The 11,708-nt window shown below is 34.3% G+C and carries 17 protein-coding genes and 1 riboswitch; of the genes, 11 read left to right on the top strand and 6 right to left on the bottom strand.

Annotation, left to right across the window (positions count from 1 at the left end; genetic code table 11):
• Window positions 1–46 precede the first annotated feature (46 nt).
• On the top strand, window positions 47–907 hold the full coding sequence (locus BG05_RS23130) for a GNAT family N-acetyltransferase (protein ID WP_002126512.1): 861 nt from the start codon (window positions 47–49) through the stop codon (window positions 905–907).
• Window positions 908–949: 42 nt separating this feature from the next.
• Here BG05_RS23130 and BG05_RS23125 read toward each other — a convergent pair whose 3' ends face one another.
• Window positions 950–1,510 (bottom strand): cysteine hydrolase family protein, encoded by a 561-nt coding sequence (locus BG05_RS23125; RefSeq protein WP_002186259.1) that lies wholly within the window; start codon window positions 1,508–1,510, stop codon window positions 950–952.
• A gap of 182 nt (window positions 1,511–1,692) precedes the next feature.
• Here BG05_RS23125 and BG05_RS23120 point away from each other — a divergent pair, with 182 nt between their 5' ends.
• The gene (locus tag BG05_RS23120) at window positions 1,693–1,953 is read left to right on the top strand and encodes a DUF6123 family protein (RefSeq protein WP_001195213.1); all 261 of its coding nucleotides are present in this window, start codon (window positions 1,693–1,695) and stop codon (window positions 1,951–1,953) included.
• 2 nt (window positions 1,954–1,955) lie between these two features.
• Here BG05_RS23120 and BG05_RS23115 read toward each other — a convergent pair whose 3' ends face one another.
• The 3 genes from BG05_RS23115 to BG05_RS23105 all read right to left on the bottom strand — a co-directional run bounded on the left by BG05_RS23115 (window position 1,956) and on the right by BG05_RS23105 (window position 4,204).
• The gene (locus BG05_RS23115) at window positions 1,956–2,861 is read right to left on the bottom strand and encodes a DMT family transporter (RefSeq protein ID WP_002126516.1); all 906 of its coding nucleotides are present in this window, start codon (window positions 2,859–2,861) and stop codon (window positions 1,956–1,958) included.
• A 13-nt stretch (window positions 2,862–2,874) separates the two neighbouring features.
• Window positions 2,875–3,261, bottom strand: coding sequence for a reverse transcriptase-like protein (locus BG05_RS23110; RefSeq protein ID WP_002011911.1), 387 nt, complete (start codon window positions 3,259–3,261; stop codon window positions 2,875–2,877).
• A gap of 70 nt (window positions 3,262–3,331) precedes the next feature.
• On the bottom strand, window positions 3,332–4,204 hold the full coding sequence (locus BG05_RS23105) for an aldose 1-epimerase family protein (RefSeq protein ID WP_002086548.1): 873 nt from the start codon (window positions 4,202–4,204) through the stop codon (window positions 3,332–3,334).
• A gap of 131 nt (window positions 4,205–4,335) precedes the next feature.
• A riboswitch (PreQ1 riboswitch) is annotated at window positions 4,336–4,380 on the top strand.
• A gap of 6 nt (window positions 4,381–4,386) precedes the next feature.
• On the opposite strand from BG05_RS23105, the gene BG05_RS23100 reads away from it, so the two are divergent.
• The 3 genes from BG05_RS23100 to BG05_RS30145 all read left to right on the top strand — a co-directional run bounded on the left by BG05_RS23100 (window position 4,387) and on the right by BG05_RS30145 (window position 5,848).
• Window positions 4,387–4,875 (top strand): QueT transporter family protein, encoded by a 489-nt coding sequence (locus BG05_RS23100; protein ID WP_002011909.1) that lies wholly within the window; start codon window positions 4,387–4,389, stop codon window positions 4,873–4,875.
• Between the two features lie 124 nt (window positions 4,876–4,999).
• A complete protein-coding gene (locus tag BG05_RS23095) occupies window positions 5,000–5,659 on the top strand; it encodes a ribonuclease H family protein (protein ID WP_002126525.1) in 660 nt (219 codons plus the stop codon).
• Between the two features lie 12 nt (window positions 5,660–5,671).
• Window positions 5,672–5,848, top strand: a complete 177-nt coding sequence (locus BG05_RS30145; RefSeq protein WP_002011906.1) for a zinc-finger domain-containing protein — start codon at window positions 5,672–5,674, stop codon at window positions 5,846–5,848.
• Between the two features lie 33 nt (window positions 5,849–5,881).
• Here BG05_RS30145 and BG05_RS23085 read toward each other — a convergent pair whose 3' ends face one another.
• A complete protein-coding gene (locus BG05_RS23085) occupies window positions 5,882–6,130 on the bottom strand; it encodes a DUF2564 family protein (RefSeq protein WP_002011905.1) in 249 nt (82 codons plus the stop codon).
• A gap of 163 nt (window positions 6,131–6,293) precedes the next feature.
• Complete coding sequence (gene cspB, locus BG05_RS23080; RefSeq protein ID WP_002011904.1) at window positions 6,294–6,491, bottom strand: cold shock-like protein CspB; 198 nt, start codon at window positions 6,489–6,491, stop codon at window positions 6,294–6,296.
• Window positions 6,492–6,751: 260 nt separating this feature from the next.
• Here cspB and BG05_RS23075 point away from each other — a divergent pair, with 260 nt between their 5' ends.
• The 6 genes from BG05_RS23075 (at window position 6,752) to BG05_RS23050 (ending at window position 11,408) form a co-directional block, all read left to right on the top strand.
• On the top strand, window positions 6,752–7,480 hold the full coding sequence (locus tag BG05_RS23075; protein ID WP_002030884.1) for a YqcI/YcgG family protein: 729 nt from the start codon (window positions 6,752–6,754) through the stop codon (window positions 7,478–7,480).
• Between the two features lie 139 nt (window positions 7,481–7,619).
• Window positions 7,620–8,252 (top strand): LysE family transporter, encoded by a 633-nt coding sequence (locus BG05_RS23070; protein ID WP_002186258.1) that lies wholly within the window; start codon window positions 7,620–7,622, stop codon window positions 8,250–8,252.
• 19 nt (window positions 8,253–8,271) lie between these two features.
• The gene (locus BG05_RS23065; protein ID WP_002011898.1) at window positions 8,272–8,565 is read left to right on the top strand and encodes a hypothetical protein; all 294 of its coding nucleotides are present in this window, start codon (window positions 8,272–8,274) and stop codon (window positions 8,563–8,565) included.
• A gap of 82 nt (window positions 8,566–8,647) precedes the next feature.
• Window positions 8,648–9,277, top strand: coding sequence for a sterol desaturase family protein (locus BG05_RS23060; protein ID WP_002126527.1), 630 nt, complete (start codon window positions 8,648–8,650; stop codon window positions 9,275–9,277).
• Window positions 9,278–9,513: 236 nt separating this feature from the next.
• Window positions 9,514–9,855, top strand: a complete 342-nt coding sequence (locus tag BG05_RS23055; RefSeq protein WP_002011894.1) for a DUF485 domain-containing protein — start codon at window positions 9,514–9,516, stop codon at window positions 9,853–9,855.
• A 2-nt stretch (window positions 9,856–9,857) separates the two neighbouring features.
• Window positions 9,858–11,408 carry a solute symporter family protein gene (locus BG05_RS23050; RefSeq protein WP_003188399.1) on the top strand — a complete coding sequence of 517 codons (1,551 nt, stop codon included), beginning with the start codon at window positions 9,858–9,860 and terminating at the stop codon, window positions 11,406–11,408.
• The last annotated feature ends 300 nt before the right edge of the window (window positions 11,409–11,708 follow it).

Genomic DNA, 11,708 nt, shown 5'->3' with positions numbered 1-11,708 from the left:
TTGATTCATGCAGAATGGTTCAAACGTCTAAAGAAGGAGATGGGGAATGATTGAAGTGGAGATTAGGGTGGAGCGTCTTAGGAAAGGGAAAATAGAGGATATTGTAGCATTATCTTCTCATATTGGCTGGGATTACAACAGAGAGGAAATTGAGATGATTTTGAATACGGGTATAGTATATGGTGTAGTAAATGAGAGAGAAGAGCTTATTGCTAGCGCAGCAATTATACTATACGGGGAGACATTAGCCTCAATTGGAATGGTAATTGTACATCCAGATTATAAAGGAAGAGGGATTGGAAAGATAATAACGGATTTATGTGTTAAAAGCGTATTAACTCAAACCCCCATTATGCTTATTGCCACGGATGAGGGGAAAATTTTATATGAAAAACTAGGATTCAGGGCTGTTAGTTATGTTTCTAAATACATATGTAACTCGTACAATGCGAATTACCATTGTGTAGGAAATGAAGAGTATATTGTGAATTATGAAGAACGTGATTTAGAAGAAATAATACAAATAGATAAAGATGCATTTGGAACAAATAGAGAAGAGTTTTTAAAGTATCGAATTATTCAAAGTGAACAATGTATTGTTACAAAGGATGCACAACAAAATGTATTAGGTTACGGTTTAAGTATACAAACGCCAGAAAATAAAATAATAGGGCCGGTCGTTGCTAAAAATGATGCGATGGCAATGAGAATGGTACATTATTTAGCAAGAGAGCATCATGGTAAATTAAGAATTGATGTACCAGAAGGAAAGAAAGGTTTCATGAAAGAATTAGAGATTACTGGTTTTCAAAAGGTTAATACCCCACCAATTATGATAAAAAATAGTGATCAATTTTTGAAAAGAAATGGAGAACTATACAGTATTGCAGCGCAAATTTTTGGATAAAAAAGAATCCTTTTGTGAAAAGGATTCTTTTTTATAGCCAAATTAATCGCGATATTGATCATGAATAGGTTGAAAAAGGTCTTCCTCGACATCTCTAACCATTGAAAAATGATCAACGTTATAATGTCCATGTAGAGTTTTATTATGATGACCAATAATTTGCTCTGCAGATAACACGTTAGAATCAGTTGTGGAATGACCATTTTTAATTAATGTAACGTCAAATCCTTGTACAGTTGCTGTTCTAACGGCGGTATCGATGCAATGTTCTGTTTTACATCCACCGATAACGATATGGCTAATCTTCTCTTCTTTTAAAAGTTCAAGTAAAGAAGTGCCATAGAATGCGTTTGTTGCTGCTTTATTAATAAGGATTGCAGACTGAGGTACTTTAATTTGATTATGTACTTCAAATCCTTCTCCGCTACCAGAAGCAACATCGATATCTCTTACGAAAACAATAAGGGCATTTGAATCTATTGCTTTCTGTACGGCTGTATTTAGTGTAGATAATAGCTCGGTTTTACGAAAAACTTCATTTTCTTGTTCATTTCCATCCATTAATTCTTGCTGAGCATCGATAATTAATAGTGCTTGTTTCATTCGATATCCCCTTTAATATAAAATAAATTCCACTTTACATATTCTTTTATATTGTAAGGAACTCCTCTTTTTTCTAAGAAGTAGACGATAGATTTACAAAGTTGTCAAATAAATTTCATTCTCATAGAGTATAAAAACATGTATGATAGGAAGTGGAGAATTTTTGAGTAGGTGGGAATATCATGCAAACAGTAGAAGATTATCTTTCATTCTTACATACGAAAGGATTTAAATTATCAGAGGAAGCACAAGGATTTATTATGTTCGGACAAGGATATACTGGTGCATCTGATGGGATTGTGAACGTAGCAATAGAAGCGACGATTAAACATCAATTACAGTTTGATGGCAGTTATTTTGTTGCGTTATTAGAACGCTTGAAAGAAGAAGAAATTACAGATAAAAAAAGCGCTAAGGCTTTTATGCGGAAGTTACAAGCGTAACTTCACGCAGCCCGCGCTTCTTTTTTCGTTTTAGAAGGTAGTTCAACAAAAACCATGCCTAGGAAAATACATAAACAACCGATAATGGCAGAAATAGAAAGTTGTTCGTTTGCAACTAGAACGCCTGTTAATGCAGCAAAAACGGGCTCCATTGCAAAAATAATTGCTACTCTTGTTGGAGAAGTATGTTTTTGTGCCGATGTTTGAATGAAAAAAGCAATGGATGTCGCAAATAGGGAAGTTAGAAATAGAGCGAATAAAAAGGATTGATTCGTCCATAGTGAAACTGAAAATAATTTTTCCCAATCTTCAAACAAAAAAGCGCAAATAGAAGAAAATATACCGACAGCTAATACTTGAGAGGTGCTTAGTAATAAAGGTGATATTTTCTTAGAAAAGAAACCGTTAACAAGAATATGGGCAGCAAAAGCAACTGCACAACCGAGAACGAGTATATCTCCAATGTTTAATTGAAAAGAATCACCAGCCGTTAATAAGTATAAACCTGCTGTTGCTACAGCAATGCCCATTACGATAAAAATGGTAGCTTTTTGTTTTAAAAAGATAAAAGACAAAATTGGTACCATAACGATACTAAGCCCTGTTAAGAAACCAGCTTTTGAAGAAGTTGTATAAAGTAAGCCGAATGTTTGTAATACATAGCCAATACATAAAAAGAATCCAACAATTAATCCAGCGAAGCTACTCTGTTTTATATCTTGTTTTGAAGCTCTTTTTGAGAAAATCATTTGAACGAATAATAAAATAATTCCAGCGAATAAAAAGCGAATACCATTAAAAGTAAATGGACCAACGAAAGACATAGCATTTTGAACGACAACAAACGTAGCTCCCCAAATAAAAGAGACAAATAATAAAGCAAGAGGAGCAACCCAATCTTTTTTCACACTCATACCCCCGTTAATTTTGTAAGATAGCTTTTCTAGCTAATTCATCAGCAACTTTATTTTGACTACTTGGAATCCACTTAATAAAAAAGAGATCGAAACTTTTTATGTACTGCAGTGCTTCCTCTAATAGTGGTGCAAATATTTTATTTTTTGCGTATTCTTTTTCGACAGCTCGCTCGACAAGCTGCGAATCGGTACGAAAAGAGACAATGTTATAATTATGCTCCGTGCAATATTTTAATGCCGCAAGTAAAGCGTGGTATTCTGCTTCATGATTGGACATTGTCCCAAGGGGCAATGATAACTGTACAGCTGGTTGCACCCCTTTAATAAACACTCCTGCACCAGAAGGACCAGGATTTCCTTTTGATGCACCATCAATATATACTTCAATCAAAATGAGAAACCTCCAAATTATAAGATGATCCCCTACTTATATGTTTCTTTGAAGTAGGGGATAGAGTGACTTAGCCGATTGTAATACTATAACGACATGTAAATGTTTCATTCGTTTGTAAAGATTGAATTCCTTTTTTTTCCTTGAAATCTTTTGCCGGATTTACTTCATCAGCAATCCCGTACCAAGGTTCAATACATAAGAAAGGTGCGTTCTCGCCTGGTGTCCATACACCCACAAATGGGAATCCGTCAAATTCTACTTTTACAAATTTATTATGTTTATGAGAACGAATAGAGATTTCATCCGTATTCATATTTTCAAAAATAAGTGCATCATTTTTGAATAAATCGTATGTAAGTGGTAATTCATTCGTATTTTCAGCGATTAATTGCTTTTTACTTGAAAGATAAGGTCCTTCTAATACGCTTGTTTCTAAGCGTTCAGAACCATTAAATGATAAATGATAATCTGTAAATGATTCGCCCTCTAATAAGGGGAAGTTGAAACCAGGATGTGCTCCGATTGAGAAAAACATCTCTTTTGAAGTAGGGTTATTTACTTCATATGTTACATGAACGATTTGTCCATCTAGCTCATAAGAAACGAGTAATTCGAATTCGTATGGGTATTTTTTTAATGTTTCTTCATTACTAGTAACAATATAAGTAATATTCGTTTCACTTTGTTCTTTTACAGAGAATGTAAGATCACGAGCAAAGCCGTGTTGTGTTAAAGAATATGGTTTACCATCTACGTAGTATGTATTATCTACTAATCGGCCGACAATTGGGAATAAAATTGGTGCGCGGCGCCCCCAATAAGTAGAATCGCCTTGCCATAAGTATTCAGTGTTATCTTCTTTTAAGCGAACGCTTTGTAATTCTGCACCTTTGTCAGAAATGGAAACGATCACTTTTTCATTTTGAATTGTTGCTGTCATGAAGTGAAACCTCCTAAATCTTTCATATGTTTTATTATACGTTGTCCAAAAGAAAAAAGGTAGTAAATGATAGGAATCTATTGACGAAAGAGTGCCTATTGCGTAAAATTTAATCTTGTTGCTTAAAAACGAATAACGTGGTTCGAAACCATCCCACGTAAAAAAACTAAGGAGATTTTGTCATGAATATAAGGACATTAGTCGGTAATGGTATTTTAGCGGCATTATATATTGCTGTTTCTATGCTTATTCAGCCATTTGGCTTTACCAGTGTACAGTTTCGTATTTCAGAGATGTTTAATCATCTCGTTGTATTCAATAAGAAAGCAATTTACGGGATTGTATTAGGGGTATTTTTAACGAATCTCTTTTTCTCACCTATGATCGCTTATGATTTAGTATTTGGAGTAGGGCAATCCATTCTTGCATTACTTGCAACTATTATTTCTATGCGCTTCATTAAAGGTGTTTGGGCTCGTATGATTTTTAATACAGTTATTTTTACAGTCACAATGTTTATGATTGCAATTGAACTTCATCTTGCGTTTGATCTGCCATTTTTATTGACATGGCTAACTTGTGCAGTTGGTGAATTTGTTGTAATGGCAATTGGTATGCCTGTAATGTACTGGATTAATAAGCGAGTGCAATTTGAAAGATTTATGCAATAGATGAAAGAGCTGTCCTTACTTAGGATGGCTCTTTTTGTATGTGATTAAATTGTATATAATACTGTGACTCTTGATAAAATATAATAAAATAAATATAAGAAGTCTTATAAAAGGGGAATCTAGTATGAAATATAAAATACATTGGTTGTATAAAACGAAGCGTGGTTTACAAACTGAATTAACAACAGATTATATGAACATAGAAGAAGTGCTTCAATTTGCGGAGGATTTTGAGAAAACAGGTAGGGTGAAAGAACTTTTATTTTTCGATGAAATGGACGCGGAATGGTCATTAAAAGAAATGAAAAAACTGAGTAAGCAAGTGGAGGAAGATCCGCAAGAAATTCAAGTTTATTTTGATGGTGGTTATGATGTACAGACGAAAGAAGCTGGGGTTGGTATATGTGTATACTATAAAAAAGGAAATACAAATTACCGAATTCGTCGCAATGCATACATAGAAGGCATATATGATAATAACGAAGCGGAGTATGCAGCATTATTATACGGGATGAATACACTCGAGGAATTAGGAATTAAATATGAAGCAGTTACACTTCGTGGAGATTCTCAAGTTGTACTGCAGCAATTAGCTGGTGAATGGCCTTGCTATGATGAACATTTAAATCATTACTTAGATCAAATTGAACAAAAAGCGAAGCAAATGAAATTAAAACTTATTTGTGAACCGATATCTAGAAAACAAAATAAAGAGGCACATCAATTAGCAGCGCAAGCATTAGAAGGGACGACAATTGATAGTCATAAAGAAATAACCGAATAGAGAGGTGCACACGTGAAGAAGAAGCAACTCATTACAGAGGTAAATGACTTATTAGAAACGTATTGCGGAGGGTGTTTCCTGCAGGAACATAATCGGAAAAATCATAGTAAATACTATGCCCATTCTTTTTGTATACGGCAATGTACGGTTGGAGAGAAGTTGAAAAAGTATGGGGAGCAATTGTCATAAAAAAACATCCAGAGAATTTTCTCTGGATGTTTTTTAGTGCTTCGCTTCATGTAATTGATGCTCGCATTTACTTAATTTTTTTTCTTCATTCATTAGAAATGGCTCATCTAAATCCGTTGCAACGGATTTCATGATTTCAAGCTGAGAACGAGCCGATTCTACTGCAGTAGTGGCATGCTCTAATGTGTCTGGATCCATTGAAATTGTTGCAGAACCTACCATTTTTTGTGCAGTTTCTACACGGAATTTTACTTCTTCAAAATCATTTACATGTGACCCCATTGTTATTGCCTCCTTTGTATTTTGCGCATTTCACATAGTTTTTGCTCTGGAAAACGGAAATATACAAAGGAATAACAAAGGAATAACAAAGGAATAACAAAGGAATAACAAAGGAATAACAAAGGAGGTTACCAAGTAAGGTAACCTCCTGTCATATGTGGGATTAAAGTTTTGCCACGTTAGCAGCTTGAGGTCCACGGTTTCCTTCAGTAATGTCGAAAGATACTTCTTGACCTTCCTCTAAAGCTTTGTAGCCGTCGCTTTGAATAGCAGAGAAATGTACGAATACATCTTCAGAGCCTTCCATTTCGATAAATCCAAAACCTTTTTCATTGTTAAACCATTTTACTTTTCCTTGCATGTCACAATTCCTCCTAAAAACGATTCCTTTTTTCATTTAGTGAAATTCATTAAAAAATAATAAAAATAAAAAATGCTATATTATCGAATATTCTGCTAAATGATTAATTTAAATATACATGAATTGGTAGAATTTAGTCAAGTAAGCGTTTTAAAAATTTTGTATTTTGAATTAATTTTTTCTTGAATTTTTAAAAAGGTATAGGACAAGCCGAGTATGTAATATTCTTAAGTGAATGCTGTACATAATGAGGTGAAAGAATGGATGAGTCTTATTTATTAGATAATGAAGGGATGAAAAATAGAGTCGACATACCGAATTGGGTTGCAAAAGAATTTCATGATTTTTCGAGTGTCGTGTTAGAACCAACCTTCCCGTGTTATTTCGGTTTAACAGCTTTGAAGAAGAATGAACTTCGTTATTCATTTCTCTCTCATAATGATTGGAGTCATTTGCCCAATACAATGTTAACTTTTTTGGAGCTAATGAAAGAGCGGCCGATTGTAAGAAGAGGATTTTTTCTTTTTGTGGAACCGGAATGTGAAGAAAAATCAATCGAATATTATCGAGATTATTTTTGGAAAGTACTACAATATTTGCATGAACAAGATAATCAATTATGGCCAAAGCAAATCCCGAAAAATCCAGACCATCATTTATGGGAATTTTCATTTGGTGGTGAACCAATATTTGCATTTGGGAATGCGCCAGCTTATAAACAGCGAAAGACTAGGCATTTAGGAAATTCTCTCGTTATTGGATTCCAGCCACGAACTATTTTCGATGGATTAGAAGGAGATCGTCCTAAAGGGTCGTATTCAAGACAAATGGTCCGTGAACGAGTTGAAAAGTGGGATCAGTTGCCGAAGCACCCTAACATTAGTCACTACGGTGATCCTAATCATCGTGAATGGAAACAATATTTCATAGGGGATGATATTGAGCCGATTAAAGGTAAATGTCCTTTTCATCATAGGGTAGAGAAATAAGAGCCATCAACTGGATGGCTCTTTTGCATATTTTGGATAAAAAAGGGTATTTTATTAGTGAATAATTTTTATGAAAGCTAGTCTATTTTCTTTATTTGCATCATTACTTAATAGTAAAAGAAGTAGAAAGGATAGAGTGATGTTTGGAGCAATTATACAACAAATAGTATTAGGTATTTCATTAGCTGCACCTGTAGGTCCGATTAATATTGAAATGTTAAAACGAGGAATTGAACGTGGATTTTGGCATGCGTGGATTGTTGGAATCGGAGGAATGACTGCTGATATTTTGTTTATGCTGCTTATTTATTTTGGTTTATCTTCTGTGTTTATGTATACATATGTACAAGCTTTTATGTATTGCGCTGGTTTTTTCTTGTTGTTTTATTTAGGGTTTCAAAGTGTAAAACAAGGAATTTCTCACTCTAATATGGAATATAAACAAGAAGAGATAGGTGGACTTAAACAATCTTTTATGGCAGGATTTCTAATTGCGATATCCAATCCATTAAATCTCGTTTTTTGGTTTGGTATATATGGAAGTACACTTAGCTCGTTGCTTACAAAGGTAACGAAACAAGAAGCTTTTTTGTACAGTCTTTGTATTATTGTTGGTATTATTTTGTGGAATTTAAATATTGCTTTTTCTGTACATTTTGGAAGAACTTTATTAAAGAAAAAAGAACTTGGCTATATTACAGCCGGAGCAGGTATTATTTTAGTAGGATATTCTATCCATTTTGCATACAAAGCTTTACAGTTGTTCATATAAGATTGAAGGGGAGATTTTTATGTATCGAACCACTATTGACGGAAAAGAAATTATCATCACTTTAGCACCAAAAATCCGAAAAGAAATTACTGATAGGAATCCACTATATGAAGCGGTATTTAAAAATGCAGCAAGGTTACTGCAAACGAAACAACCAACGTTTGCGGTAAATCATGAAGTATTTGGTCTCATTATTGGAGAAGTACAAAGAGGAGAAGTAACAGTGTTTGCAGTAGAACACATTATTCCGAAGCAAAATATATTTGGTCCGAACACTTTTTTCTCGACAATAGAACAGCAGGCAAATTTGTAAAGTGAATAGAATAAGAATGAAATAGAAAAAAATGGTCGTAACGATATGTTGCGGCTGTTTTTGTGGAAAAGGGGGAAGTAAGATGAAGAGAGTGGTGAAAGAGTTTTTTTTACAACATGATATTGTTATTATGTATAGTGTTCTATTAATTTTTATTATTATTTTAAAAATGCAATTTTTTACATGGATTGGTATGTTAGCGTGTATGTTTGGGATTGTTTTTTATACGTTTAACGAATATATGACACACCGTTTTTTATTCCATTTAAAGCCGCCTAAAAACGCATTTTTATTAAAAATGTTAAGAAGATTACATTATGATCATCACGTATATCCAGATGATTTAAAACTTTTATTTTTGCCTGTATGGTTTAGTATACCTAGCTTTACTATATATTTACTTATAACGTATGGTATTACAAAAAGTGTTACTGTTACACTTTCATTCGGAATCGGAATGATTATCATGCTCCTCGTTTATGAATGGAAACATTATATTGCACATAAACCGATTCGTCCCTTCACTAAGTTTGGAAGATGGCTAAAAAAACAGCACATATTACACCATTATAAAAATGAAAAGTTTTGGTTCGGAGTTTCAAATCCAGTATTCGATTTTATATTTAGAACACTTAAAGATGGAAAAGACGTTGAATTAAGTGAAACAGCTCGTAATTTAGAAAAGGAGACAAAGAAAGAAGTAGTGCGATAAGCACTACTTCTTTCTTCTATTTTAATGGGAATAAAAGTTTAATCGAATCAATCAAATTTTATGTTAAAAAAGCATATTGAAAATTTAGGAGAAAATGACGAAAAATGTCTATCGAAAAATCTTTGCAGGAATGTACGGATTGTCTAAAATGAAAATAAGTTTCTGGATATTTATAAAATTTAGTATTTATGTATGCAAGGTGAATTGTATTTTAAGTTAAGAGAGGGGACCAGAGAATGAAACGAGATGATACGTCAGCACGTAAGTTAAAAAATGAGGTGAATTATACAGAAGTTGTTCAGTCTGAAGAGTTTCAATTGTTATTAAATACGAAAAAGAAGTTTATCATTCCGATGAGTATTTTCTTTTTAAGTTTTTTTATAGCACTACCTATTTTAACATCGTATTCAAAGGTGCTTAATACACCGGCGTTTGGTGATGTGACATGGGCATGGGTATTTGCTTTTGCGCAATTTATTATGACATGGTCATTATGTATGATTTACAGTAAGAAAGCCGAATCCTTTGATGAAATTTCGCAAAAAATTCTGCAAGATATGCAAAAAGGGAGGGGCTGAATTTGAATACTACTGCGTTTGCACTATTTTTAATTATTGTTCTTGGTACGCTCGTCATAACCTATTTTGCATCAAAAAAAACGAAAAATGCGAGTGAATTTTATACGGCTGGAGGGGGATTAACTGGCTGGCAAAATGGTCTGGCTATTGCTGGGGATTACATGTCTGCTGCGTCATTTCTTGGTATAGCCGGAGCGATAGCGTTAACTGGGTTTGATGGGTTCTTTTATAGTATCGGCTTTTTAGTTGCTTATTTAGTTGTTCTATATCTTGTCGCAGAACCGCTTAGAAATTTAGGGAAGTACACGTTAGCGGATATGATTGCGGCACGTTTTGATGCGAAAAAAGTTCGTGGTATAGCAGCGCTTAATACGATGACGATTTCAATTTTTTATATGATTGCACAATTAGTTGGTGCGGGTGCACTTATTAAACTATTATTAGGTATTGAATATACAACATCTGTATTAATCGTAGGTACACTTATGACTGTGTATGTTATTTTTGGAGGAATGACAGCTACGAGCTGGGTTCAAATTGTAAAGGCTGTACTACTTATGGCAGGGACATTTATTATTTCTGTTATCGTTTTCTCCAAATTTAATTTCAGTGTGACTGAAATGTTCGCTCACATGAAAACAGCTACTCCATTAAAAGATTCGTTTTTAAATCCAGGAGTAAAGTATAAGGATGGTCTTGATACACTTTCTTTAAATTTAGGACTAGTCCTTGGTACAGCGGGATTACCACATATTCTTGTCCGCTTTTTTACAGTACGTGATGCAAAAACTGCACGTCAATCTGTTGTATATGCGACGTGGTTAATTGGCGCGTTTTATATTATGACAATTTTCTTAGGGTTTGGAGCAGCAGCGTTTGTAGGAAATGAGGCGATTATTAAAGCAAACCCTGCTGGTAATATGGCAGCACCTTTATTAGCAAAAGCATTAGGCGGAGATTTCTTATTTGCTTTCGTATCAGCAATTGCTTTTGCAACTATTTTAGCTGTAGTAGCAGGACTTGTGTTAACAGCAGCATCAGCATTCGCGCATGATTTTTATAATGAGATTATCCGTAAAGGAAAATCAACGGAAAAAGAGCAAGTGTCAATGGCTCGTTATGCGTCTATTGGAGTAGCGATAGTATCTATTATACTTGCTTTATTTGCTCAAACATTAAACGTAGCATTTTTAGTATCACTAGCATTTGCGGTTGCAGCGAGTGCAAATTTACCGGTTATATTATTTACAATCTATTGGCAGCGTTTTAATACAACAGGAGCAATTTCTGGTATGATTGTTGGTCTTGTATCAGCGATTGTTCTTGTAGCGTTAAGTCCAAATGTTTGGAACCCAGTAGCTGGAAAAGCTATTTTTGTTGGAGAAGCAATATTCCCATATACGACACCTGGAATTATTTCGATCCCGCTCGGGTTTCTTGCAGCATATTTAGGAACTGTTTTCTCTAGTAAGAAAGAAGATGCAGCGAAATTTGATGAAATTCTTGTGAAATCTAATACTGGTCATGGTATTAGTGATGCATCTTCGCATTAAAAAAAGAGGAGCTTTTCGAAATATAAGAAAAGCTCCTCTTTCTTTTGACACTTTCTTATAACGTGAAACTTTAATCAGTGTGGGGGATTGTTCATCCCCCCCCACTGATTATTAGCTCTCACCAATCGGGCGTTTATGGGCAGTTAATCTCCCACCTAACTTCTTTGCTCCAGCTGAATTTTGGGGTGGGAGTTTTACTGCCCACAAATAGTGGGATAAATATTACTTTAATTTTGGTAGGATTTGTCTTGCGTTTGTGGAATGAAAATAGGCAGGGAGAAATTTAACTCATCATGGCAC

This window comes from Bacillus mycoides, assembly GCF_000832605.1.
In the GTDB taxonomy this organism is placed as follows: domain Bacteria; phylum Bacillota; class Bacilli; order Bacillales; family Bacillaceae_G; genus Bacillus_A; species Bacillus_A mycoides.
Note: the sequence above shows the minus strand (reverse complement) of the source record. Positions and strands in the feature narration are given on the sequence as shown.